The following is a 23,296-nucleotide window of genomic DNA, read 5'->3' as shown; positions in this document are numbered from 1 at the left end:
GAATCCGGGTTATGTTGCAGTTTATTCTCCGACGTTTGGGACTCGTCATCCCCACGTTTATCGGTATTACCCTTCTCACATTTGCCTTTGTCCACATGATCCCGGGCGATCCGGTGATGATCATGGCGGGCGAACGTGGGATCTCCCCAGAGCGTCACGCGCAGTTGCTGGCTGAACTCGGCTTAGATAAACCGATGTGGCAGCAGTATCTCCATTACATTTGGGGCGTTATGCATGGCGATCTAGGCATTTCAATGAAAAGCCGCATCCCGGTATGGGAAGAGTTCGTGCCGCGCTTTCAGGCCACGCTGGAACTTGGCGTCTGCGCGATGATTTTTGCTACGGCAGTCGGTATTCCGGTTGGTGTGCTGGCTGCGGTTAAACGCGGTTCCATTTTCGATCACACAGCGGTTGGCCTGGCGCTGACAGGTTATTCAATGCCTATCTTCTGGTGGGGCATGATGCTGATCATGCTGGTTTCGGTGCACTGGAACCTGACACCCGTCTCCGGTCGCGTGAGCGATATGGTGTTCCTCGATGATTCCAATCCGTTAACCGGTTTTATGCTGATCGACACCGCCATCTGGGGTGAAGACGGTAACTTTATCGATGCCGTCGCCCATATGATCTTGCCCGCCATTGTGCTGGGTACTATTCCGCTGGCGGTCATTGTGCGTATGACACGCTCCTCGATGCTGGAAGTGCTGGGTGAAGATTACATCCGCACCGCGCGCGCCAAAGGGTTGACCCGCCTTAGGGTGATTATCGTCCATGCGCTGCGTAACGCGATGCTGCCGGTAGTGACCGTTATCGGCCTCCAGGTGGGAACATTGCTGGCGGGGGCGATTCTGACCGAAACCATCTTCTCGTGGCCCGGTCTGGGGCGCTGGTTGATTGACGCACTGCAACGCCGCGACTATCCGGTAGTGCAGGGCGGCGTATTGCTGGTGGCGACGATGATTATCCTCGTCAATCTGCTGGTCGATCTGCTGTACGGCGTGGTGAACCCGCGTATTCGTCATAAGAAGTAAGGGGACATCATGTCACAGGTTACTGAAAATAAAGTGATTAGCGCACCGGTGCCGATGACCCCATTACAGGAGTTCTGGCACTATTTTAAACGCAACAAAGGCGCGGTCGTCGGGCTGGTTTACGTCGTCATCGTGCTGTTTATCGCGATCTTTGCCAACTGGATTGCTCCCTATAACCCGGCGGAACAGTTCCGCGATGCACTGCTCGCCCCGCCAGCCTGGCAGGAAGGTGGCAGCATGGCGCACTTGCTGGGCACCGATGACGTAGGGCGTGATGTGCTGTCGCGCCTGATGTACGGCGCACGCTTGTCGCTGCTGGTTGGCTGTCTGGTGGTGGTGTTGTCGCTGATTATGGGCGTCATTCTCGGCCTGATCGCCGGTTACTTTGGCGGCCTGGTCGATAACATCATCATGCGCGTGGTCGATATCATGCTGGCGCTGCCAAGTCTGCTGTTGGCACTGGTGCTGGTGGCGATTTTCGGCCCGTCGATTGGTAACGCCGCGCTGGCGCTGACCTTCGTTGCCTTGCCGCACTATGTACGCTTAACCCGCGCCGCAGTGCTGGTGGAGGTGAATCGCGATTACGTTACCGCGTCTCGCGTGGCAGGTGCCGGGGCGATGCGTCAGATGTTTATTAACATCTTCCCGAACTGCCTTGCGCCTCTGATTGTTCAGGCGTCGCTCGGTTTCTCTAACGCCATTCTCGATATGGCTGCTCTTGGTTTCCTCGGCATGGGGGCGCAGCCGCCAACGCCGGAGTGGGGCACCATGCTCTCCGACGTGTTGCAGTTCGCGCAAAGCGCCTGGTGGGTCGTGACCTTCCCGGGTCTGGCGATCCTGCTGACGGTGCTGGCATTTAACCTGATGGGTGACGGTCTGCGTGACGCGCTCGATCCCAAACTGAAGCAGTAAGAGGTTCGAGATGGCGTTATTAAATGTAGATAAATTATCGGTGCATTTCGGCGACGAAAGCGCACCGTTCCGCGCCGTAGACCGCATCAGCTACAGCGTAAAACAGGGCGAAGTGGTCGGGATTGTGGGTGAGTCCGGCTCTGGTAAATCGGTCAGTTCGCTGGCGATTATGGGGCTGATTGATTATCCGGGCCGCGTAATGGCGGAAAAGCTGGAGTTTAACGGTCAGGATTTACAGCGTATCTCAGAAAAAGAGCGCCGCAACCTGGTGGGTGCCGAAGTGGCGATGATCTTCCAGGACCCGATGACCAGCCTTAACCCGTGCTACACAGTGGGTTTCCAGATCATGGAAGCGATTAAGGTGCATCAGGGCGGTAATAAGAGCACTCGTCGTCAGCGGGCGATTGACTTGTTGAATCAGGTCGGTATTCCCGATCCGGCTTCGCGTCTGGATGTTTACCCGCATCAGCTTTCCGGCGGCATGAGCCAGCGCGTGATGATTGCGATGGCCATTGCCTGTCGGCCAAAACTGCTGATTGCCGATGAACCAACCACTGCGCTGGACGTGACCATTCAGGCGCAAATCATTGAACTACTGCTGGAGCTACAGCAGAAAGAGAACATGGCGCTGGTGTTAATTACCCATGACCTGGCGCTGGTGGCGGAAGCGGCACATAAAATCATCGTGATGTATGCCGGTCAGGTGGTGGAAACGGGCGATGCGCACGCCATCTTCCATGCGCCGCGTCACCCGTATACTCAGGCATTGCTGCGTGCGCTGCCGGAATTTGCTCAGGACAAAGAACGTCTGGCATCGTTGCCTGGCGTTGTTCCCGGCAAGTACGACCGCCCGAACGGCTGCCTGCTTAACCCGCGCTGCCCCTATGCCACTGACAGATGTCGCGCTGAAGAACCGGCGCTGAATATGCTCGCTGACGGGCGTCAGTCCAAATGCCATTACCCACTTGATGATGCCGGGAGGCCGACACTATGAGTACGCAAGAGGCCACCTCGCAACAACCGCTGTTGCAGGCTATCGACCTGAAAAAACATTATCCGGTGAAGAAAGGTATGTTCGCTCCGGAACGTCTGGTGAAGGCGCTGGACGGCGTTTCGTTTAACCTTGAACGTGGCAAAACGCTGGCGGTAGTAGGTGAATCTGGCTGCGGTAAATCGACCCTCGGTCGGTTGCTGACGATGATTGAAACGCCCACCGGCGGCGAGCTGTATTACCAGGGGCAGGATCTGCTTAAGCACGATCCGCAGGCGCAGAAGCTGCGTCGGCAGAAAATCCAGATTGTCTTCCAGAACCCTTACGGTTCGCTGAATCCGCGTAAAAAAGTCGGGCAAATTCTTGAAGAGCCGCTGCTGATCAACACCAGCTTAAGCAAAGAACAGCGTCGGGAAAAAGCCCTGTCGATGATGGCGAAAGTCGGCCTGAAAACCGAGCACTATGACCGCTATCCGCATATGTTCTCCGGCGGACAACGTCAGCGTATCGCTATTGCCCGTGGTCTGATGCTCGACCCGGACGTGGTGATTGCCGATGAACCGGTCTCCGCGCTGGACGTCTCGGTGCGTGCACAGGTGCTCAACCTGATGATGGATTTGCAGCAGGAACTGGGGCTTTCTTATGTCTTCATCTCCCACGACCTGTCGGTGGTGGAGCACATTGCTGATGAAGTGATGGTGATGTACCTGGGCCGCTGCGTGGAGAAGGGAACGAAAGACCAAATCTTCAATAACCCGCGTCATCCGTACACTCAGGCGCTACTTTCCGCTACACCACGCCTGAACCCGGACGATCGCCGCGAGCGCATCAAACTCACCGGTGAACTGCCAAGCCCGCTGAATCCACCGCCGGGCTGCGCGTTTAACGCCCGCTGTCGTCGGCGCTTCGGCCCCTGCACCCAGTTGCAGCCGCAGCTAAAAGACTACGGCGGTCAACTGGTAGCTTGTTTTGCTGTTGATCAGGATGAAAATCCGCAGCGTTAACTCACAAAACCGGGGCCATGCGCTCCGGTTTACTCAATCAGCTTCAACAGTGGCGACAAGCATAGCAAAATGCCGTAAAGCAGAATCAGCCAGGCTTTAAATCCGCGAAGTTTTTCCAGTTGTGCGACTTTATAGATCAGGAAAAACGGAATGAGGCACGACACAATGCCATATAACGGGCTTCCCAACTGAAAGAACACCAGCACCGATACACGAAACGAAACCCAAATCGTCAACGTAATGACGATAAAAGTGCAGATCGCCAGAGTCAGCACGCGTGAGTTAATTTTCTTGGTATCAATAATTCGGCTTAACAGATTGAGAATAATGCCTTTAATGGCCTCGTGGAAACCGAGATAAATGCCAAAGAATGCGGTCAGTACGGCAAAGATATTCAGCACCGTAGAGGTGATATGAATGATATGCCCAGGGATCACCTGCGCGGCCAGTGCCAGTGCCGAGATATTTTGTTCAAAGGCAGAAACGGCTTCTTCGTGGCTAATTGAGAAGGTAAACGAAAAGGCAAAAAACAGTATCACCGCGATGAGCGTGATATAACTAATTCGGTGGGTACGCAGCGCGAGCCGGGTTGCCAGTACTTTATCCGCTTCCCGTTTACGATAGGCAATATTCATTGGGTTAAGTACCTGAATAAATACTGCAGAAAAGAAGCAAAATGGAATGGTAAGCAGGACATCGCGGAAAAAGACGGAGGCTTGCGGGAAGGCGGTTATATTGGCGAAATTCCAGTGCGGGATCATCGCAAAACCGAACACGACAATAATCCCTACTTTGACCACCACCATTGGCCCAGAAATCTTAAACAGTAATCGTTCACCACCAGACGCAATCGCTACCAGTACGGCGAAAATAGCGACTTTATAAAGTAGAGATTGTGAAAGATCGGCATCGGTTAAACCGAAGGTTTTCAGGTACGAGGCGCTGTCGAAAACCACGGAGAGAGAGTAGATAAAAATCCCGTGGATAATCATCAAAAAGTAGATAACCCCGAGGAAAATTCCCCAGTTCTTCCCCAGGTAATGACTGATAATATCGGTGTAGTCATTACAGGAATCGCTTTCAGAAAGGGTTTTTAAATAAATGTCCTGCACTACCCAGGTGGCAGGATAAGCAATGATCGCTGCGGTAATAAATACCCAAATTCCCTTCAAGCCAATTTGTACTGGCATCAGCACGGTTCCGGCACCAATCGCCATGCCTATGCATAATAAAACCCAGCCGAAGTCGTAGCGTGTAAACGGCAATTTCTGATCGTGTTTCGGTAGTGTGTTGTGCTGCATAAAGTCCTGTCCAGAAAGAAGTCGGCCTCGCAAAAATGAATAAACCCAGTTTCTCTTGCGCAACAGGTGGAGAAGTCGAATACGCAGTATGTAAAAAATGAGGCAACAGATTCACTGGGGAGGTCGCGAGGAGGCGCAATTCTACAAAATTGCGCATTTCACTACCAGTCTGGAGTCAGCCCGGATATGAACTGCAACTATTGCAAATTAAGAAATTAAGCTGGAAGGCATCACGCAATGAGGAAGATTGCCGAGTGCTGACAGTAAAAAGCAATCGTAAAATTAGCGGCAAGCCGGAAGGGTTCCGGTGAGGCGCAATGTTGCGGGGGCTTAATCCCTGGTGGCATTGGTTGCTGGAGAGAGAAAACCCCCGCACGTTGCAGGTATGCACCTGACAACACCACGGGGGCTAATCTTGAACCTAGACCACTCAAGAATAGCCGCGAAACGTTGTCATTACAACACAGGCGGCTATATGACGCTCGCAGAACTGGGCATGGCCTTCTGGCATGATTTAGCGGCTCCGGTCATTGCTGGCATTCTTGCCAGTATGATCGTGAACTGGCTGAACAAGCGGAAGTAACGTGTCATGCGGGCGTCAGGCTGCCGTAATGGCAATTTGCGCCCGGACCAGGCCGCAGGGGTGAAACTCTGCGGCCTTTTTCGTAAGAAAAATGCAACGATTGCAAGCGGATAATATTCTGCGGAATGCGCAGCACAGAGTGAAGATGAGACGGATTCCGGAACAGAAAAACAGTCGTAGAATCAGCGTCAAGCCGGAAGGATTCCGGTGAGGCGCAATGTTGCGGGGGCTTAATCCCTGGTGGCATTGGTTGCTGGAGAGAGAAAACCCCCGCACGTTGCAGGTATGCACCTGACAACACCACGGGGGCCATTCTTGCATCCAAACAATACAAGAATAGCCGCGAAACGTTGTCATTACAATACAGGCGGCTATATGACGCTCGCAGAACTGGGCATGGCCTTCTGGCATGATTTAGCGGCTCCGGTCATTGCTGGTATTCTTGCCAGTATGATCGTGAACTGGCTGAACAAGCGGAAGTAACGTGCCATGCGGGCGTCAGGCTGCCGTAATGGCAATTTGCGCCCGGATCAGGCCGCAGGGGTGAAACTCTGCGGCCTTTTTCGTAAGAAAAATGCAACGGTTGCAAGCGGATAATATTCTGCGGAATGCGCAGCACAGAGTGAGTAAGTGATGGATTCCGGAACAGAAAAACAGTCGTAGAATCAGCGTCAAGCCGGAAGGGTTCCGGTGAGGCGCAATGTTGCGGGGGCTTTATCCCTGGTGGCATTGGTTGCTGGAGAGAGAAAACCCCCGCACGTTGCAGGTATGCACCTGACAACATCACGGGGGCCATTCTTGAACCTGAACAACTCAAGAATAGCCGCGAAACGTTGTCATTACAACACAGGCGGCTATATGACGCTCGCAGAACTGGGCATGGCCTTCTGGCATGATTTAGCGGCTCCGGTCATTGCTGGCATTCTTGCCAGTATGATCGTGAACTGGCTGAACAAGCGGAAGTAACGTGTCATGCGGGCGTCAGGCTGCCGTAATGGCAATTTGCGCCCGGACCAGGCCGCAGGGGTGAAACTCTGCGGCCTTTTTCGTGCTTACTGCGGGTAAGGCACCCAGTCGCCGCCGTTCAGGCGAACGTACGGTTTATCCTGGTATTGAATAACTACTGCATTTGAGTTCTCGGAGACCGGTGCTGTTTGTGGCAACCCACTGGTGAGTTTTTTCCAGTCAACATTGTCTTCGGTGAAAATCTTGCCATCAAGAACGCGAACCACCAGATCGGAGATAGCCAGGAAGCTGCTCGGTTGGTCAATGACAATCGGTGCCCCCTGATGTGGTGCCTTCATGCCGAAGAATTTCACCCCAACGGGGACGTCTGTGATAGACGGGCTAGGGATATCACGTAGGCCAGATACCTGCATTCTGTCGCCCTTCAGCGCGCCGCCGAGTTCCGGCACCACGACCACCATCACTTTACGACCCGATTTCTCCAGTTCAGTAAAGAAGGCGTCCAGTTCATCAAAGAATTTCTGCGCCCGCGCTTTGTAATCCGCTGTTTTGCTGACCCCCGGATAATGGTTGCCGTCATGCAGTGGAAGCGTGTTGTAGAACGTGGCACTACGGCTATTTTTATCTTTTTCGGTAACGTCCAGCCAGCGGTTAAGCACGGCGGTATCGTCATAAACCGGCGAACCATCAAAGCCCAGCAAAATAACCGGCAGATTTGTTTGATCCATCAATTCAGTCTGCATGCCGCCATTTTCGCGAACTTCTTTCAAAAAACCGCCGAACTGGCCGTTATGCCCCATCATCAGGTGCTGGGTAAAGCCCAGTTTCGAAAGGTTATCAAACAGATAGCAGTCGTTATTTGCCGGTTGATACAGATTAGTGTGCGAAGTCTGCCCGCAGCTGGCGCGCAGTAAACGGATCGCCGCCGGGCCACTGTAGGAGGTGGCGGAGTTAAAGTTCTTGAACTCAATATCGAAATGCGACCACAGTGGATGCGACATCAACCCGGCGGCTTCTATATCCGACCAGGAAAGCGAACAGATGTTAATCACCAGTAGTTCAAATGGCTGAGCATCAGCGGGCAGCGAAGACGGGAAGGTCGATTTACGTTTCGCCTCCGCGTTATAGAAATTATTCAGCCAGGCGTTAAGGTTCGCCGTTGTTGGCGGTGCAGTTTGTGCGGGCATATCACCCACTACCGGTGCGCCACCCGTCGCCGCAACGGTTGCCGCTGCGTTACCACCCGTCGTTGTTACAGTGGTCGTCGGTTGTCCGGCTGGCCACAAGGAGAAACTTGGTCCCGCCAGGGTAAGTACGTTCAGCCATAGCAGTATGGCAACCACAAAAACGGTAATGCGAATCCATTGTGACAGGAATAACCAGGCCACTAATAAAACAAAAATGGCCCCAATCATCTGCCAGTTAATAAAGCGTGTGACAAGGTCGATTAAATAATCGGTACTGAACCCCGCCACCTGCGAACCCTGGCTCATTATGCTTTCCGGGCCAGGCAACCAGGTGTCATGCCAGAACAAAGCAAAGCCGATCGGCAGGGCAATCCAGTGGCGCAAGCGATGCAGGCTGTAGCGCGGAATGGGCATCAGCAGAAACGCGGCAAACACCAAATTGAGGAGCGGATGGAAGTTAAGATATCCCGCCCACAACAGGCCGAACTTAACCAGAAAATAGAAGTTCCAGCCGGAAAGGCCGCGCCAGTATTGCCAGAGGGAAGAAGGCATGGCGGTATTTTGTGTAAATTGAGTCATTTTTTGGTTGCCCTGGCTTTTTCCGTGCGGCGTAACGTCCCGGCCGGTTTAACATAACGAGGTTTAGCAAAGAACAAACGTAAGGTGTCGCGAATGCGTCGCAAAGAGTGCCGCGCCAGATAGCCCAGCGGGAAAAATATCAGTGCGCAAACGACAATAATTTCAATGATATCGCTGATGGTCATCATGATGAGCGCTCCACAGCATCATCTAACAGTCGCATGGGTTCTGGTATTCGTCGCCAGTGGCGACCATCGTGCTCGGCATTGATGACCGGTTTAGAACTTTGCGTTAAAGGCAGCGGCATGCCCCATTGTTCTGGGGCAAGCAAGCGCATCTGCACCAGCTCGGCACTGATTTGATCATCTTCAAACCAGACCATACGGTTTGAGAAAATGTCGCCAGTAGGCAATGGGAAAATATGATTCAACGCGGTATCCAGATCGTTAATCCGACAGAATGAGAGAAACAGCACCAGCCGATTACCGCCAATGGTCATGATATCGCCGGTACGGTTAGGGCGACACAGCGTCAGGGCTTGTTCAACGCGGATACCCGGTACCGGACGTAGGGCAACCAGAACGCCTTTACCGTGGGCAGGCAAGAGAGGGTTATTCATCATGTTGTTGACGGCATTACAGAACACATCCCACTTCTGGAAACCACGCAGTTTGAGCGGCTGGGTCATTGACAGCAAGGTAGTGATATCTTCCGGCACATAGCGACTAAACTTCTGCCCTTGCACGCTTTCGATCATCGTCAGACAACGGGAGAGTGGCGCATTCCACGGAATAACCATATTTGCACCGCAGGCCAATAACAAACGTTCATCGGTGGCGCGCAGGCTAGCGGTATTTTCCCGCACGAGGATTTTCATCGCACTACCGCGCTGGCGACGCAGGGTATGAATGCTGCGGGCCAGTGGCTCGATTTGCGCATTTTGCTGTAAAGAAAAGACCACCGTCGCCGCCTGAGCGGTACGGGCTTCATTGAACAGGACTTCGTTATTGTTGAACAGTTGCCAGTGTTCCGATAGCGGCGGCGCACCTTCCAGTACAGCAACATTACTCAGAATGCGTTTTTCGTCGCTGCGTGGTTGGATCTCCGCCTCTTCGCTTTGAACTAATGTCCAGATACCATTTTGTTGCTGAACGCTAAGCTGCTGACGGGCGCTGACCCCTTTTTCGTTGCACCAGAAGGCAATATCCAGCAAATGTTGGTCACCCTGAAAACGCAAACTGGCAAGACCAAAAAGTGAACGGTATTCCTCAAGCAACAATGAAAATTGTTTATCGTTATTATTTCCGGGATTAATTACCAAAAGCGAACAATGGTTTAACCTGCTCCATTTATTCATTTTATCCAACCATGAGCGAAGCCGCTCGGCAGGAATGTTTTGCCATGCGTTATTTGCGCAAACAAGAATAAAAAGGTAATTATGGGGATCAATAGAACACTGCAAATCACGGGTCAAATAGTATAGACCTTTTTCATGATTTAGCATTGAAAATAATTTTATTTTTTCCGGCCCTTGAGAATCATCTAATTGAAAGATTTTCGCCGGATCGCTGTCCATGCTAATGACCGCGACGTGTGCGGTTGCAGCCTGGGATGCAATTGTTTGATTCGCCAGACTGATAGCATCTTCATGGCGATCGACGTTAAACCACCAGACGCCGCCTGCTGGCATATGTCGCAGCTCATCCCATAATGATGAGATACCGATAGAGAATACAGGGTCCACAATGTCCCTCATGTCACCATTTTGTCTGATTATCAGTTTACTAGCGAAAGCTAAGAAATAAACCTACCATTGAAATTAAAACTTATCAGATTTAGCATGTGAATCAATTTAGAAGGTCACAAGACGTGTGATTTTAGTCTTTTCGTTTTTAACTTTTTCTGTTGCGTAACGGAAAGTCAAAAAGTGAGCAAATTCCCGTCTCGCCGTAAACAATAAACCGGCGAAATGCTCACGGTTAGAATTGTCTCATGAACGGTACGGTTATTTCATAGGGATCAAGCAAAATGAATAACAATGAACCAGATACTCTGCCTGATCCCGCGATAGGCTATATCTTCCAGAATGATATTGTGGCGTTAAAGCAGGCATTTTCACTGCCTGATATTGATTATGCCGATATTTCCCAACGCGAACAGTTGGCCGCGGCATTAAAACGCTGGCCGTTGCTGGCAGAGTTTGCGCAACAAAAGTAGGGGATTGGTGAATGGCCGTACTGGGATTGCAGGGGGTGCGGGGAGGCGTGGGGACAACAACCATCACCGCCGCATTAGCCTGGTCATTACAAATGTTGGGAGAAAATGTTCTGGTGGTCGATGCCTGCCCGGACAACTTGTTGCGCCTGTCATTTAATGTTGATTTTACCCACCGTCAGGGCTGGGCCAGAGCGATGCTGGATGGCCAGGACTGGCGTGACGCTGGGTTGCGCTACACCTCGCAGCTCGATTTGCTGCCTTTTGGTCAGTTATCCATTGAAGAACAAGAAAATCCACAGCACTGGCAAACCCGGCTGAGCGATATTTGCTCCGGCTTACAGCAACTAAAAGCCAGCGGGCGTTACCAGTGGATTTTAATCGACTTACCGCGTGATGCCTCGCAGATAACCCACCAGCTGCTGAGTTTGTGCGATCACTCGCTGGCAATCGTCAATGTGGATGCCAACTGCCATATCCGACTGCATCAGCAAGCGCTGCCGGATGGCGCACATATTTTGATTAATGACTTCCGTATTGGCAGTCAGGTTCAGGACGATATTTACCAGCTTTGGTTGCAAAGCCAGCGCCGATTACTGCCGATGCTCATTCATCGTGATGAAGCGATGGCTGAATGCCTGGCGGCTAAGCAACCAGTAGGTGAATATCGCAGTGATGCGCTGGCGGCTGAAGAGATACTGACGCTGGCGAACTGGTGCCTGTTGAACTACTCCGGGCTGAAAACGCCAGTCGGGAGTGCATCATGAGTATCCTGACCCGGTGGTTGCTTATCCCGCCGGTCAACGCGCGGCTTATCGGGCGTTATCGCGATTATCGTCGTCACGGTGCGTCGGCTTTCAGCGCGACGCTCGGCTGTTTCTGGATGATCCTGGCCTGGATTTTTATTCCGCTGGAGCACCCGCGCTGGCAGCGTATTCGCGCAGAACATAAAAACCTGTATCCGCATATCAACGCCTCGCGTCCGCGTCCGCTGGACCCGGTCCGTTATCTCATTCAAACATGCTGGTTATTGATCGGTGCATCGCGCAAAGAAACGCCGAAACCGCGCAGGCGGGCATTTTCAGGTCTGCAAAATATTCGTGGACGTTACCATCAATGGATGAACGAGCTGCCTGAGCGCGTTAGCCATAAAACACAGCATCTGGATGAGAAAAAAGAGCTCGGTCATTTGAGTGCCGGGGCGCGGCGGTTGATCCTCGGTATCATCGTCACCTTCTCGCTGATTCTGGCGTTAATCTGCGTTACTCAGCCGTTTAACCCGCTGGCGCAGTTTATCTTCCTGATGCTGCTGTGGGGGGTAGCGCTGATCGTACGGCGGATGCCGGGGCGCTTCTCGGCGCTAATGTTGATTGTGCTGTCGCTGACCGTTTCTTGCCGTTATATCTGGTGGCGTTACACCTCTACGCTGAACTGGGACGATCCGGTCAGCCTGGTGTGCGGGCTTATTCTGCTCTTCGCTGAAACGTACGCGTGGATTGTGCTGGTGCTCGGCTACTTCCAGGTAGTATGGCCGCTGAATCGTCAGCCGGTGCCATTGCCGAAAGATATGTCGCTGTGGCCGTCGGTGGATATCTTTGTCCCGACTTACAACGAAGATCTCAACGTGGTGAAAAATACTATTTACGCCTCGCTGGGTATCGACTGGCCGAAAGACAAGCTGAACATCTGGATCCTCGATGACGGCGGTAGGGAAGAGTTTCGCCAGTTTGCGCAAAACGTGGGGGTGAAATATATCGCCCGTACCACTCATGAACATGCGAAAGCGGGCAACATCAACAATGCGCTGAAATATGCCAAAGGCGAGTTCGTGTCGATTTTCGACTGCGACCACGTACCAACGCGATCGTTCCTGCAAATGACCATGGGCTGGTTCCTGAAAGAGAAACAGCTGGCGATGATGCAGACTCCACACCACTTCTTCTCGCCAGACCCGTTTGAACGCAACCTGGGGCGTTTTCGTAAAACACCGAACGAAGGCACGCTGTTCTATGGTCTGGTGCAGGATGGCAACGATATGTGGGACGCCACTTTCTTCTGCGGTTCCTGTGCGGTGATTCGCCGTAAGCCGCTGGATGAAATTGGCGGCATTGCTGTCGAAACTGTGACTGAAGATGCGCATACTTCTCTGCGTTTGCACCGTCGTGGATATACCTCCGCGTATATGCGTATTCCGCAGGCGGCGGGGCTGGCGACCGAAAGTCTGTCGGCGCATATCGGTCAGCGTATTCGCTGGGCGCGCGGGATGGTGCAAATCTTCCGTCTCGATAACCCGCTCACCGGTAAAGGACTGAAGTTTGCTCAGCGGCTGTGCTACGTCAACGCCATGTTCCACTTCTTGTCGGGCATTCCACGGCTGATCTTCCTGACTGCGCCGCTGGCGTTCCTGCTGCTTCATGCCTACATCATCTATGCGCCAGCGTTGATGATCGCCCTATTCGTGCTGCCGCATATGATCCATGCCAGCCTGACCAACTCGAAGATCCAGGGCAAATATCGCCACTCTTTCTGGAGTGAAATCTACGAAACGGTGCTGGCGTGGTATATCGCACCACCGACGCTGGTGGCGCTGATTAACCCGCACAAAGGCAAATTTAACGTCACCGCCAAAGGTGGACTGGTGGAAGAAGAGTACGTCGACTGGGTGATCTCGCGGCCCTACATCTTCCTTGTTCTACTCAACCTGGTGGGCGTTGCGGTAGGCATCTGGCGCTACTTCTATGGCCCGCCAACCGAGATGCTCACCGTGGTCGTCAGTATGGTGTGGGTGTTCTACAACCTGATTGTTCTTGGCGGCGCAGTTGCGGTATCGGTAGAAAGCAAACAGGTACGCCGATCGCACCGCGTGGAGATGACGATGCCCGCGGCAATTGCCCGCGAAGATGGTCACCTCTTCTCGTGTACCGTTCAGGATTTCTCCGACGGTGGTTTGGGGATCAAGATCAACGGTCAGGCGCAGATTCTGGAAGGGCAGAAAGTGAATCTGTTGCTTAAACGCGGTCAGCAGGAATACGTCTTCCCGACCCAGGTGGCGCGCGTGATGGGTAATGAAGTTGGGCTGAAATTAATGCCGCTCACCACCCAGCAACATATCGATTTTGTGCAGTGTACGTTTGCCCGTGCGGATACATGGGCGCTCTGGCAGGACAGCTACCCGGAAGATAAGCCGCTGGAAAGTCTGCTGGATATTCTGAAGCTCGGCTTCCGTGGCTACCGCCATCTGGCGGAGTTTGCGCCTTCTTCGGTGAAGGGCATATTCCGTGTGCTGACTTCTCTGGTTTCCTGGGTTGTATCGTTTATTCCGCGCCGCCCGGAGCGGAGCGAAACGGCACAACCATCGGATCAGGCTTTGGCTCAACAATGATGATAACGCGATGAAAAGAAAACTATTCTGGATTTGTGCAGTGGCTATGGGGATGAGTGCGTTCCCCTCTTTCATGACGCAGGCGACGCCAGCAACGCAACCACTGATCAATGCTGAGCCAGCTGTAGCCGCCCAGACGGAACAAAATCCGCAGGTGGGGCAAGTGATGCCGGGCGTGCAGGGCGCTGATGCGCCAGTCGTGGCGCAGAACGGTCCTTCGCGTGATGTGAAGCTGACCTTTGCGCAAATTGCGCCGCCGCCGGGCAGCATGGTGCTACGTGGCATTAACCCGAACGGCAGCATTGAGTTTGGTATGCGCAGCGATGAAGTGGTGACGAAGGCGATGCTCAACCTCGAATACACGCCATCGCCATCGTTACTGCCTGTCCAGTCGCAGTTAAAGGTTTATCTCAATGATGAGCTGATGGGCGTGCTGCCAGTGACCAAAGAACAGTTGGGTAAAAAAACGCTGGCGCAAATGCCCATTAACCCACTGTTTATTACCGACTTCAACCGTGTGCGGCTGGAGTTTGTCGGCCATTATCAGGACGTGTGCGAAAACCCGGCCAGCACCACGCTTTGGCTGGATGTTGGGCGGAGCAGTGGACTGGATCTGACCTATCAGACCCTGAATGTGAAGAATGACCTGTCACACTTCCCGGTGCCATTCTTTGATCCGCGTGATAACCGCACCAACACCTTGCCGATGGTCTTTGCGGGTGCGCCGGATGTTGGGCTGCAACAAGCCTCTGCCATTGTCGCCTCGTGGTTTGGTTCGCGTTCTGGCTGGCGTGGGCAGAACTTCCCGGTACTCTATAACCAACTGCCGGATCGCAATGCCATTGTCTTTGCAACCAACGACAAACGGCCGGACTTCCTGCGCGATCATCCGGCGGTAAAAGCCCCTGTGATTGAGATGATTAACCATCCGCAGAATCCTTACGTCAAACTGCTGGTGGTGTTTGGTCGTGACGACAAAGACCTGTTGCAGGCAGCGAAAGGTATCGCTCAGGGTAACATTCTGTTCCGTGGTGAAAGCGTGGTAGTGAATGAAGTGAAACCGCTGCTACCGCGTAAGCCGTACGATGCGCCGAACTGGGTACGTACCGATCGTCCGGTCACATTTGGCGAACTGAAAACCTATGAAGAACAGTTACAATCCAGCGGTCTTGAGCCAGCAGCGATTAACGTTTCGCTAAACCTGCCGCCGGATCTCTACCTGATGCGCAGTACCGGCATTGATATGGATATTAATTACCGCTACACCATGCCGCCGGTGAAAGACAGTTCGCGGATGGATATCAGCCTGAATAACCAGTTCCTGCAATCCTTCAACCTGAGCAGCAAACAGGAGGCGAACCGCCTGCTGCTGCGGATTCCGGTATTACAAGGTTTGCTGGATGGCAAAACAGATGTCTCTATTCCGGCGCTGAAACTGGGCGCGACCAACCAGCTGCGCTTCGACTTTGAGTATATGAACCCGATGCCGGGCGGTTCGGTGGATAACTGTATTACCTTCCAGCCGGTGCAGAATCATGTGGTGATTGGTGACGACTCCACCATCGACTTCTCGAAGTATTACCACTTCATCCCGATGCCGGATCTACGCGCCTTTGCTAACGCGGGCTTCCCATTCAGCCGGATGGCGGATCTGTCGCAAACCATCACCGTGATGCCGAAAGCGCCTAACGAAGCACAGATGGAAACGTTGCTGAATACTGTTGGTTTTATCGGCGCACAGACGGGCTTCCCGGCGATTAATCTGACGGTGACCGATGATGGCAGCACCATTCAGGGCAAAGATGCCGACATCATGATCATCGGTGGTATCCCGGACAAACTGAAAGACGATAAGCAGATCGACCTATTGGTGCAGGCGACCGAAAGCTGGGTGAAAACACCGATGCGCCAGACCCCGTTCCCCGGCATTGTGCCGGACGAGAGCGATCGCGCGGCAGAAACCCAGTCAACGCTGACCTCTTCCGGTGCGATGGCGGCGGTGATTGGCTTCCAGTCGCCGTATAACGACCAGCGCAGCGTGATTGCGCTGCTGGCAGATAGCCCACGCGGTTATGAAATGCTTAACGATGCGGTGAACGATAGCGGCAAACGCGCCACCATGTTCGGTTCGGTCGCGGTGATCCGCGAGTCCGGTATCAACAGCCTACGTGTTGGCGACGTTTATTACGTAGGTCATCTGCCGTGGTTCGAGCGCTTGTGGTATGCGCTGGCAAACCATCCGATTCTGCTGGCGGTGCTGGCGGCTATCAGTGTGATATTGCTGGCATGGGTACTGTGGCGTCTGCTGCGAATTATTAGTCGTCGTCGTCTTAACCCGGATAACGAGTAATTGAAGATGAATGTGTTGCGTAGTGGAATCGTGACGATGCTGCTGTTGGCTGCCTTTAGTGTTCAGGCAGCCTGTACCTGGCCTGCCTGGGAGCAGTTTAAAAAGGATTACATCAGTCAGGAAGGGCGCGTCATCGACCCCAGCGACGCGCGCAAAATCACCACCTCCGAAGGGCAAAGTTACGGTATGTTCTTTGCCCTGGCGGCTAACGACCGTGTAGCTTTCGATAATATTCTCGACTGGACGCAGAACAATCTCGCTCAGGGTTCTTTAAAAGAACGTTTGCCCGCCTGGCTGTGGGGCAAGAAAGAGAACAGTAAGTGGGAAGTGCTGGACAGCAATTCGGCCTCCGATGGTGATGTCTGGATGGCCTGGTCGTTGCTGGAGGCGGGGCGTTTGTGGAAAGAGCAGCGTTATACCGACATCGGCAGCGCGTTGCTAAAACGTATCGCGCGGGAGGAAGTGGTGACGGTGCCTGGGCTGGGTTCCATGTTGTTACCGGGCAAAGTGGGTTTTGCTGAGGATAACAGCTGGCGTTTTAACCCCAGCTACCTGCCGCCGACGCTGGCGCAGTATTTCACCCGCTTTGGCGCGCCGTGGACCACGCTGCGCGAAACCAATCAACGTTTATTGCTGGAAACCGCCCCGAAAGGTTTTTCGCCAGACTGGGTGCGCTATGAGAAAGACAAAGGCTGGCAGCTAAAAGCCGAAAAAACATTGATCAGCAGCTACGACGCTATCCGCGTTTACATGTGGGTAGGCATGATGCCTGACAGCGATCCGCAAAAAGCGCGGATGCTCAACCGGTTTAAACCGATGGCGACATTCACTGAGAAAAACGGTTATCCGCCGGAAAAAGTGGATGTGGCTACGGGGAAAGCGCAGGGTAAAGGACCGGTCGGTTTTTCTGCCGCCATGCTGCCCTTTTTACAAAACCGCGATGCGCAGGCCGTTCAGCGCCAGCGCGTGGCCGATAACTTTCCCGGCAGCGATGCCTATTACAACTATGTGCTGACCCTGTTTGGACAAGGCTGGGATCAACACCGTTTCCGCTTCTCGACAAAAGGTGAGTTATTACCTGACTGGGGCCAGGAATGCGCAAATTCACACTAAACATATTCACGCTTTCCCTCGGTCTGGCCGTCATGCCGATGGTCGAGGCAGCACCAACCGCTCAGCAACAGTTGCTGGAGCAAGTTCGGTTAGGCGAAGCGACCCATCGTGAAGATCTGGTGCAACAGTCGTTATATCGGCTGGAACTTATTGATCCGAATAACCCGGACGTCGTTGCCGCCCGTTTCCGTTCTTTGTTACGTCAGGGCGATATTGATGGCGCGCAAAAACAGCTCGATCGGCTGTCGCAGTTAGCGCCGAGTTCGAATGCGTATAAATCGTCGCGGACTACGATGCTACTTTCCACGCCGGATGGTCGTCAGGCACTGCAACAGGCACGATTGCAGGCGACGACCGGTCATGCAGAAGAAGCTGTGGCGAGTTACAACAAACTGTTCAACGGTGCGCCGCCGGAAGGTGACATTGCCGTCGAGTACTGGAGTACGGTGGCGAAAATTCCGGCTCGCCGTGGCGAAGCGATTAATCAGCTAAAACGCATTAATGCGGATACGCCGGGCAATACGGGCCTGCAAAACAATCTGGCGCTATTGCTGTTTAGTAGCGATCGGCGTGACGAAGGTTTTGCCGTCCTGGAACAGATGGCAAAATCGAACGCCGGGCGCGAAGGGGCCTCTAAAATCTGGTACGGGCAGATTAAAGACATGCCCGTCAGTGATGCCAGTGTGTCGGCGCTGAAAAAATATCTCTCGATCTTTAGTGATGGCGATAGCGTGGCGGCTGCGCAATCGCAACTGGCAGAACAGCAAAAACAGCTGGCCGATCCTGCTTTCCGCGCTCGTGCGCAAGGTTTAGCGGCGGTGGACTCTGGTATGGCGGGTAAAGCCATTCCCGAACTACAACAGGCGGTGCGGGCGAACCCGAAAGACAGTGAAGCTCTGGGGGCGCTGGGCCAGGCGTATTCTCAGAAAGGCGATCGCGCCAATGCAGTGGCGAATCTGGAAAAAGCCCTCGCACTGGACCCGCACAGCAGCAACAACGACAAATGGAACAGTCTGCTGAAAGTAAACCGCTACTGGCTGGCGATCCAGCAGGGCGATGCTGCGCTGAAAGCCAATAATCCTGACCGGGCAGAACGCCTGTTCCAGCAGGCGCGTAATGTCGATAACACCGACAGTTATGCAGTGCTGGGGCTGGGCGATGTGGCGATGGCGCGAAAAGATTATCCCGCCGCCGAACGTTATTATCAGCAGACCTTGCGTATGGACAGCGGCAACACTAACGCCGTGCGCGGGCTGGCAAATATTTACCGCCAGCAATCGCCAGAAAAAGCTGAAGCGTTTATCGCCTCGCTCTCTGCCAGTCAGCGGCGTAGCATTGATGATATCGAACGCAGCCTGCAAAACGACCGTCTGGCACAGCAGGCAGAGGCACTGGAAAACCAGGGCAAATGGGCGCAGGCGGCAGCACTTCAGCGGCAACGACTGGCGCTGGACCCCGGCAGCGTATGGATTACTTACCGACTTTCGCAGGATCTCTGGCAGGCCGGACAACGCAGCCAGGCCGATACGTTAATGCGCAATCTGGCGCAGCATAAGCCGAACGACCCGGAGCAGGTTTACGCTTACGGGCTGTACCTCTCTGGTCATGACCAGGACAGAGCGGCGCTGGCGCATATCAACAGCCTGCCGCGCGCGCAGTGGAACAGCAATATTCAGGAGCTGGTTAATCGACTGCAAAGCGATCAGGTGATGGAAACCGCTAATCGCCTGCGAGAAAGCGGCAAAGAAGCTGAAGCGGAAGCGATGCTGCGTCAGCAACCACCTTCCACGCGTATTGACCTCACGCTGGCTGACTGGGCGCAGCAGCGACGTGATTACACCGCCGCCCGCGCTGCATATCAGAATGTCCTGACGCTGGAGCCAACTAACGCCGATGCCATTCTGGGGCTGACGGAAGTGGATATTGCTGCCGGTGACACAGCGGCGGCACGTAGCCAGCTGGCGAAACTGCCCGCTACCGATAACGCCTCGCTGAACACACAGCGGCGCGTGGCGCTGGCGCAGGCGCAGCTTGGAGATACCGCAGCGGCGCAGCAGACGTTTAATAAGTTGATCCCGCAGGCAAAATCTCAGCCACCGTCGATGGAAAGCGCGATGGTGCTGCGCGACGGTGCGAAGTTTGAAGCGCAGGCGGGCGATCCAAAGCAGGCGCTGGAAACCTACAAAGACGCCATGGTCGCATCCGGTGTGACCACGACGCGTCCGCAGGATAACGACACATTCACCCGACTGACCCGTAACGACGAGAAAGATGACTGGCTGAAACGCGGCGTGCGCAGCGATGCGGCGGACCTCTATCGCCAGCAGGATCTTAACGTCACCCTCGAGCACGATTACTGGGGTTCGAGCGGCACCGGTGGTTACTCCGATCTGAAAGCGCACACTACCATGTTGCAGGTGGATGCGCCGTATTCTGACGGGCGGATGTTCTTTCGCAGTGATTTCGTCAATATGAACGTCGGCAGTTTCTCCACTAATGCCGATGGCAAATGGGATGACAACTGGGGCACCTGTACATTACAGGACTGTAGCGGCAACCGCAGCCAGTCGGATTCCGGTGCCAGCGTGGCGGTCGGCTGGCGAAATGACGTCTGGAGCTGGGATATCGGTACCACGCCGATGGGCTTCAACGTGGTGGATGTGGTCGGCGGCATCAGTTACAGCGATGATATCGGGCCGCTGGGTTACACCGTTAACGCCCACCGTCGGCCCATCTCCAGTTCTTTGCTGGCCTTTGGTGGGCAAAAAGACTCCCCGAGCAATACCGGGAAAAAATGGGGTGGCGTACGTGCCGACGGTGTGGGGCTAAGTCTGAGCTACGATAAAGGTGAAGCAAACGGCGTCTGGGCATCGCTTAGTGGCGACCAGTTAACCGGTAAAAATGTCGAAGATAACTGGCGCGTGCGCTGGATGACGGGCTATTACTATAAGGTCATTAACCAGAACAATCGCCGCGTCACAATCGGCCTGAACAACATGATCTGGCATTACGACAAAGATCTGAGTGGCTACTCACTCGGTCAGGGCGGTTACTACAGTCCGCAGGAATACCTGTCGTTTGCCATACCGGTGATGTGGCGGGAGCGCACGGAAAACTGGTCGTGGGAGCTGGGGGCGTCTGGCTCGTGGTCGCATTCACGCACCAAAACCATGCCGCGTTATCCGCTGATGAATCTGATCCCGACCGACTGGCAGGAAGAAGCTGCGCGGCAATCCAACGATGGCGGCAGCAGTCAGGGCTTCGGCTACACGGCGCGGGCATTACTTGAACGACGTGTTACTTCCAACTGGTTTGTTGGCACGGCAATTGATATCCAGCAGGCGAAAGATTACGCACCCAGCCATTTCCTGCTCTACGTACGTTATTCCGCCGCCGGATGGCAGGGTGACATGGATTTACCGCCGCAGCCGCTGATACCTTACGCCGACTGGTAAGTTTTCAGATAGCGCCTCTCTTAATGCCGCTGCGATCGGGTATACTCGGGCGGCAATCTGGGATTTCCGGGGGGAGACAATTTGCGCGTAAGTCGCTCGTTAACAATCAAGCAGATGGCAATGGTGGCAGCCGTTGTCCTGGTGTTCGTTTTTATTTTTTGCACCGTTTTGCTGTTCCATCTGGTCCAGCAGAATCGCTATAACACGGCTACGCAACTGGAAAGCATTGCTCGCTCTGTCCGCGAACCCTTATCTTCAGCTATTTTGAAAGGCGATATTCCCGAAGCGGAAGCTATTCTTGCCAGCATTAAACCGGCAGGCGTGGTCAGCCGTGCCGATGTAGTGCTGCCTAACCAGTTCCAGGCGCTGCGTAAAAGTTTTATTCCAGAGCGCCCGGTGCCGGTAATGGTTACTCGCCTGTTTGAGCTACCGGTTCAAATCTCGCTGGGCGTTTACTCGCTCGAACGTCCGGCAAACCCGCAGCCAATTGCCTATCTGGTACTACAGGCGGATTCCTTCCGTATGTATAAGTTCGTGATGAGCACCCTCTCAACGTTAGTGACCATTTACTTACTTTTGTCGCTTATCCTGACCGTCGCCATCAGCTGGTGCATTAACCGCCTGATTTTGCATCCGTTACGCAATATTGCTCGCGAACTTAACGCCATCCCAGCCCAGGAGCTTGTTGGTCACCAACTGGCATTACCGCGTCTGCATCAGGACGATGAAATCGGTATGTTGGTGCGCAGTTACAACCTCAACCAGCAATTGCTGCAGCGCCATTATGAAGAACAGAACGAAAATGCGATGCGCTTCCCGGTGTCGGATTTGCCGAACAAAGCCTTGCTGATGGAGATGCTGGAGCAGGTTGTCGCGCGTAAACAAACCACCGCGCTGATGATCATCACCTGTGAAACCCTGCGTGATACTGCGGGCGTGCTGAAAGAGGCGCAACGAGAAATTCTGCTGCTGACGCTGGTGGAAAAACTCAAATCGGTACTGTCGCCACGTATGATCCTCGCGCAGATTAGCGGTTATGACTTTGCTGTCATTGCCAACGGTGTACAGGAACCGTGGCACGCAATCACCTTAGGTCAGCAAGTGCTCACTATCATGAGCGAGCGCCTGCCGATTGAACGTATTCAACTCCGTCCGCACTGTAGCATTGGCGTGGCGATGTTCTACGGCGATCTCACCGCCGAACAGCTTTACAGTCGCGCTATTTCTGCGGCATTTACCGCTCGCCATAAAGGCAAGAATCAGATTCAGTTCTTTGATCCGCAGCAGATGGAAGCCGCCCAGAAGCGGTTGACGGAAGAGAGCGATATCCTTAATGCACTGGAAAATCATCAGTTTGCTATTTGGTTACAGCCACAGGTCGAGATGACCAGCGGAAAACTGGTCAGTGCGGAAGTGTTACTGCGTATCCAGCAACCGGATGGCAGTTGGGACCTGCCGGATGGCTTAATCGATCGCATTGAGTGCTGTGGGCTGATGGTTACCGTCGGTCACTGGGTGCTGGAAGAGTCCTGTCGATTGCTTGCAGCCTGGCAAGAGCGCGGCATTATGCTGCCCTTGTCGGTAAACCTCTCTGCGCTGCAACTGATGCACCCAAATATGGTGGCGGATATGCTGGAACTGTTAACCCGCTATCGCATTCAGCCGGGAACACTGATTCTGGAAGTGACAGAAAGCCGACGTATTGACGACCCTCATGCTGCGGTGGCAATCCTCCGTCCGCTGCGCAATGCCGGAGTTCGGGTGGCGCTGGATGATTTCGGCATGGGCTACGCAGGGCTGCGTCAGCTGCAGCATATGAAATCGTTGCCAATCGACGTACTGAAAATCGACAAAATGTTTGTTGAAGGCTTGCCGGAAGATAGCAGCATGATTGCTGCAATTATCATGCTGGCGCAGAGCCTGAACTTACAAATGATTGCCGAAGGCGTGGAGACTGAAGCACAACGCGACTGGCTGGCAAAAGCGGGCGTTGGTATTGCCCAGGGCTTCCTTTTTGCTCGCCCACTCCCTATTGAAATCTTCGAAGAGAGTTACCTGGAAGAAAAGTAGCTACCCCAAACTGATTACAAAACTTTAAAAAGTGCTGGTTTGTGCGAGCCAGCTCAAACTTTTTAACCTTTTTGTTTCAATTATGATCCAGGTACATTTCTGTGATGTTGTCTGGGTGTTATTTTAAGGCCGCAGGTACCCCATAACCTTACAAGACC

Annotated in this window: 18 protein-coding genes; 14 read left to right on the top strand and 4 right to left on the bottom strand. The window is 53.7% G+C overall.

Annotated elements, in window-relative coordinates; genetic code table 11:
* Positions 1–11 precede the first annotated feature (11 nt).
* From dppB to dppF, 4 genes are read left to right on the top strand one after another with little or no spacing between them, the layout of a single operon-like run.
* On the top strand, positions 12–1,031 hold the full coding sequence (gene dppB, locus HUZ68_RS22080) for a dipeptide ABC transporter permease DppB (RefSeq protein WP_000938853.1): 1,020 nt from the start codon (positions 12–14) through the stop codon (positions 1,029–1,031).
* A 9-nt stretch (positions 1,032–1,040) separates the two neighbouring features.
* Positions 1,041–1,943 (top strand): dipeptide ABC transporter permease DppC, encoded by a 903-nt coding sequence (dppC, locus tag HUZ68_RS22075; RefSeq protein WP_000084677.1) that lies wholly within the window; start codon positions 1,041–1,043, stop codon positions 1,941–1,943.
* 10 nt (positions 1,944–1,953) lie between these two features.
* On the top strand, positions 1,954–2,937 hold the full coding sequence (gene dppD, locus HUZ68_RS22070; protein WP_001196486.1) for a dipeptide ABC transporter ATP-binding protein: 984 nt from the start codon (positions 1,954–1,956) through the stop codon (positions 2,935–2,937).
* Entirely contained in the window at positions 2,934–3,938 is a 1,005-nt protein-coding gene (gene dppF, locus HUZ68_RS22065; protein ID WP_000107036.1) for a dipeptide ABC transporter ATP-binding subunit DppF, read from the top strand. Before dppD ends, dppF begins: the two co-directional genes overlap by 4 nt.
* A 29-nt stretch (positions 3,939–3,967) precedes the next feature.
* Here dppF and HUZ68_RS22060 read toward each other — a convergent pair whose 3' ends face one another.
* On the bottom strand, positions 3,968–5,239 hold the full coding sequence (locus tag HUZ68_RS22060) for an aromatic amino acid transport family protein (protein WP_001626220.1): 1,272 nt from the start codon (positions 5,237–5,239) through the stop codon (positions 3,968–3,970).
* Between the two features lie 475 nt (positions 5,240–5,714).
* Here HUZ68_RS22060 and HUZ68_RS22055 point away from each other — a divergent pair, with 475 nt between their 5' ends.
* From HUZ68_RS22055 to HUZ68_RS22045, 3 genes are all read left to right on the top strand, one after another.
* On the top strand, positions 5,715–5,822 hold the full coding sequence (locus tag HUZ68_RS22055) for a type I toxin-antitoxin system toxin Ldr family protein (RefSeq protein WP_001295224.1): 108 nt from the start codon (positions 5,715–5,717) through the stop codon (positions 5,820–5,822).
* Positions 5,823–6,197: 375 nt separating this feature from the next.
* Positions 6,198–6,305, top strand: coding sequence for a type I toxin-antitoxin system toxin Ldr family protein (locus tag HUZ68_RS22050; RefSeq protein WP_001295224.1), 108 nt, complete (start codon positions 6,198–6,200; stop codon positions 6,303–6,305).
* Positions 6,306–6,680: 375 nt separating this feature from the next.
* Complete coding sequence (locus HUZ68_RS22045) at positions 6,681–6,788, top strand: type I toxin-antitoxin system toxin Ldr family protein (protein ID WP_001295224.1); 108 nt, start codon at positions 6,681–6,683, stop codon at positions 6,786–6,788.
* Between the two features lie 86 nt (positions 6,789–6,874).
* Here the strand turns inward: HUZ68_RS22045 and bcsG are convergent, their stop codons facing one another.
* From bcsG to bcsE, 3 genes are read right to left on the bottom strand one after another with little or no spacing between them, the layout of a single operon-like run.
* Complete coding sequence (gene bcsG / locus HUZ68_RS22040) at positions 6,875–8,554, bottom strand: cellulose biosynthesis protein BcsG (RefSeq protein ID WP_239593973.1); 1,680 nt, start codon at positions 8,552–8,554, stop codon at positions 6,875–6,877.
* Positions 8,551–8,742: a cellulose biosynthesis protein BcsF gene (bcsF, locus tag HUZ68_RS22035; RefSeq protein WP_000988308.1), complete on the bottom strand. Its 192-nt coding sequence runs from the start codon at positions 8,740–8,742 to the stop codon at positions 8,551–8,553. Before bcsF ends, bcsG begins: the two co-directional genes overlap by 4 nt.
* Entirely contained in the window at positions 8,739–10,310 is a 1,572-nt protein-coding gene (gene bcsE / locus HUZ68_RS22030; RefSeq protein WP_001204906.1) for a cellulose biosynthesis c-di-GMP-binding protein BcsE, read from the bottom strand. Before bcsE ends, bcsF begins: the two co-directional genes overlap by 4 nt.
* Positions 10,311–10,582: 272 nt before the next feature.
* On the opposite strand from bcsE, the gene bcsR reads away from it, so the two are divergent.
* The 7 genes from bcsR to hmsP all read left to right on the top strand — a co-directional run bounded on the left by bcsR (position 10,583) and on the right by hmsP (position 23,138).
* Entirely contained in the window at positions 10,583–10,771 is a 189-nt protein-coding gene (gene bcsR, locus HUZ68_RS22025) for a cellulose biosynthesis protein BcsR (RefSeq protein ID WP_001063318.1), read from the top strand.
* Between the two features lie 11 nt (positions 10,772–10,782).
* Positions 10,783–11,535, top strand: a complete 753-nt coding sequence (gene bcsQ / locus HUZ68_RS22020; RefSeq protein ID WP_000279528.1) for a cellulose biosynthesis protein BcsQ — start codon at positions 10,783–10,785, stop codon at positions 11,533–11,535.
* Complete coding sequence (gene bcsA / locus HUZ68_RS22015) at positions 11,532–14,150, top strand: UDP-forming cellulose synthase catalytic subunit (RefSeq protein ID WP_000025892.1); 2,619 nt, start codon at positions 11,532–11,534, stop codon at positions 14,148–14,150. Before bcsQ ends, bcsA begins: the two co-directional genes overlap by 4 nt.
* A 10-nt stretch (positions 14,151–14,160) precedes the next feature.
* The gene (gene bcsB, locus HUZ68_RS22010; protein WP_001307454.1) at positions 14,161–16,500 is read left to right on the top strand and encodes a cellulose biosynthesis cyclic di-GMP-binding regulatory protein BcsB; all 2,340 of its coding nucleotides are present in this window, start codon (positions 14,161–14,163) and stop codon (positions 16,498–16,500) included.
* Positions 16,501–16,506: 6 nt separating this feature from the next.
* The gene (bcsZ, locus tag HUZ68_RS22005; RefSeq protein ID WP_001307453.1) at positions 16,507–17,613 is read left to right on the top strand and encodes a cellulose synthase complex periplasmic endoglucanase BcsZ; all 1,107 of its coding nucleotides are present in this window, start codon (positions 16,507–16,509) and stop codon (positions 17,611–17,613) included.
* Positions 17,595–21,068 (top strand): cellulose synthase complex outer membrane protein BcsC, encoded by a 3,474-nt coding sequence (bcsC, locus tag HUZ68_RS22000; RefSeq protein ID WP_001225141.1) that lies wholly within the window; start codon positions 17,595–17,597, stop codon positions 21,066–21,068. The genes bcsZ and bcsC overlap by 19 nt, the downstream gene beginning before the upstream one ends.
* An 81-nt stretch (positions 21,069–21,149) precedes the next feature.
* Positions 21,150–23,138 (top strand): biofilm formation regulator HmsP, encoded by a 1,989-nt coding sequence (gene hmsP, locus HUZ68_RS21995; protein WP_001266306.1) that lies wholly within the window; start codon positions 21,150–21,152, stop codon positions 23,136–23,138.
* Positions 23,139–23,296: the final 158 nt, after the last annotated feature.

The sequence above is a fragment of the Shigella dysenteriae genome, assembly GCF_022354085.1.
GTDB lineage: Bacteria > Pseudomonadota > Gammaproteobacteria > Enterobacterales > Enterobacteriaceae > Escherichia > Escherichia coli.
This window is presented reverse-complemented; position numbering and strand designations above follow the sequence as displayed.

Coding starts and splice junctions, on each gene's coding strand:
- dppD (WP_001196486.1), top strand. CDS start 1,954: ATGGCGTTATTAAATGTAGATAAATTATCGGTGCATTTCGGCGACGAA.
- HUZ68_RS22050 (WP_001295224.1), top strand. CDS start 6,198: ATGACGCTCGCAGAACTGGGCATGGCCTTCTGGCATGATTTAGCGGCT.
- bcsB (WP_001307454.1), top strand. CDS start 14,161: ATGAAAAGAAAACTATTCTGGATTTGTGCAGTGGCTATGGGGATGAGT.
- dppC (WP_000084677.1), top strand. CDS start 1,041: ATGTCACAGGTTACTGAAAATAAAGTGATTAGCGCACCGGTGCCGATG.
- dppF (WP_000107036.1), top strand. CDS start 2,934: ATGAGTACGCAAGAGGCCACCTCGCAACAACCGCTGTTGCAGGCTATC.
- bcsE (WP_001204906.1), bottom strand. CDS start 10,310: ATGAGGGACATTGTGGACCCTGTATTCTCTATCGGTATCTCATCATTA.
- bcsQ (WP_000279528.1), top strand. CDS start 10,783: ATGGCCGTACTGGGATTGCAGGGGGTGCGGGGAGGCGTGGGGACAACA.
- bcsZ (WP_001307453.1), top strand. CDS start 16,507: ATGAATGTGTTGCGTAGTGGAATCGTGACGATGCTGCTGTTGGCTGCC.
- bcsR (WP_001063318.1), top strand. CDS start 10,583: ATGAATAACAATGAACCAGATACTCTGCCTGATCCCGCGATAGGCTAT.
- bcsG (WP_239593973.1), bottom strand. CDS start 8,554: ATGACTCAATTTACACAAAATACCGCCATGCCTTCTTCCCTCTGGCAA.
- bcsF (WP_000988308.1), bottom strand. CDS start 8,742: ATGATGACCATCAGCGATATCATTGAAATTATTGTCGTTTGCGCACTG.
- dppB (WP_000938853.1), top strand. CDS start 12: ATGTTGCAGTTTATTCTCCGACGTTTGGGACTCGTCATCCCCACGTTT.
- HUZ68_RS22055 (WP_001295224.1), top strand. CDS start 5,715: ATGACGCTCGCAGAACTGGGCATGGCCTTCTGGCATGATTTAGCGGCT.
- bcsC (WP_001225141.1), top strand. CDS start 17,595: ATGCGCAAATTCACACTAAACATATTCACGCTTTCCCTCGGTCTGGCC.
- bcsA (WP_000025892.1), top strand. CDS start 11,532: ATGAGTATCCTGACCCGGTGGTTGCTTATCCCGCCGGTCAACGCGCGG.
- HUZ68_RS22060 (WP_001626220.1), bottom strand. CDS start 5,239: ATGCAGCACAACACACTACCGAAACACGATCAGAAATTGCCGTTTACA.
- HUZ68_RS22045 (WP_001295224.1), top strand. CDS start 6,681: ATGACGCTCGCAGAACTGGGCATGGCCTTCTGGCATGATTTAGCGGCT.